The sequence below is a fragment of the Bartonella sp. AP9QHHD genome (genome assembly GCF_042195625.1).
Taxonomy (GTDB): domain Bacteria; phylum Pseudomonadota; class Alphaproteobacteria; order Rhizobiales; family Rhizobiaceae; genus Bartonella.
Map to the genome: position 1 here is coordinate 1 of NZ_JBHIOP010000065.1, position 1,396 is coordinate 1,396.

General features: G+C 32.4%; 1 protein-coding gene. It reads right to left on the reverse strand.

The features are described 5' to 3' along the window. Window positions 1–666 precede the first annotated feature (666 nt). Window positions 667–1,396: type ISP restriction/modification enzyme (locus tag ACFIK4_RS05420; protein ID WP_375675346.1), on the reverse strand; the 730-nt coding region annotated here is incomplete at its 5' end.

The window sequence follows — 1,396 nt, forward strand, 5'->3', positions numbered from 1 at the left end:
AACAGACGAATCTTATGATTTTAGTGAGTGATTAAAATGTGCTTTATGAAAAGCATATGATCCTTTAAGCCTTTCAAAAGAAAGGGATTATAATCATAATAGATGCTATCAAGACCATTATGGTTATGAGTTTTGGAGGTTTAGGGGGTTTTGGAGGTGCTTTTTACGCTCCCCCCTTTACATATTTTTCAATAAAAAATAAAAGTCATTATATTTCAATAAGTTAATCTTTCAAATAAACAACCTATATTAAACACAAAACATAAATACAATCTTTAATATATATTTAAGAGGGTTTTGTAGGTGTTTTGGGGGTTTGAGAAACATTCAAAACCTATAAGTAATATAAGAAAATGAATATACATAACTCTCTTTAAACAAAGCTTCTGATAACAATAAAGCTATCATTTTAGATTACGGTATAATCTTTTAAAGGCAATGTAAAAGAAGCGTATTCACTTTAAGATGGGATTTATTAAAAATCTTAAAGCAATCCAAAGTACAGTGTTAAAAAGTGCAAAGCCTTATCTTTTATGATAACGCATATAAAATATTCTTTTAAAGATTATATGTAAGCAATTTATAAAAGGGGCATAGAACCTATAGGTATAAAACCTTATACCCGTTGTGAGTTTATCATACCCATTATGTGAGCACGCTTTTAAGTTATTCAGTTTCTCTAATTTCTAGTTTTGGTAGGTTCTTAACGATTTTCATTGTCTCTAAACTTACGGTAATAACCCTTTGAAACAACTCTAATGGATAAGCAGGGTTGCCAACGGTTTCAACAGCATAGCGATTGGCATCATTGACAATACCACTCTTTTTATCAGTCTTAACGCATTGACGCCCCATAACCCATTCAAGAGCAGGCTTGCCATTGACGATATACTCATAAGCTTCAAGAGGGATATCTGTTATGGTAATATTGCTATTGTAAATAACAGTCGATTTATCCTTTTCCTTACTATTCTTAATTTTTGCGAATTTCATTTCAGTCACATAATAGAATTTTTCGAGATTAGAGATTTCTGTCTGTTTTGGATTACCCTTTTTAAAGATCACGGGATAAGGCTCTACATCTTCATAATTCACGTGCAAATGACCTAGTTCACGTCCTGCTGTTACAAATTTCCAAAAGTCATCAGCACTCTTTACACACGGGATACGAGGCAATTCTTTAGAGAGGTTATCAGCATAACGGGCACGATAATCTTCCGAATGAAGTATACCGTAAACATAATAGAATAGATCATCCTTAGTGATTTTTTCATTAGGATAAGCTGCTTTAAAATGTGCTAATCCTTCATCAGTTATGGCATCACGCCTCTGTAAACCAACAGTTTTGTTTTCCTCTATAGAGTCTGTAAATAAAAGGGTTTGTTTCTCACTTTTA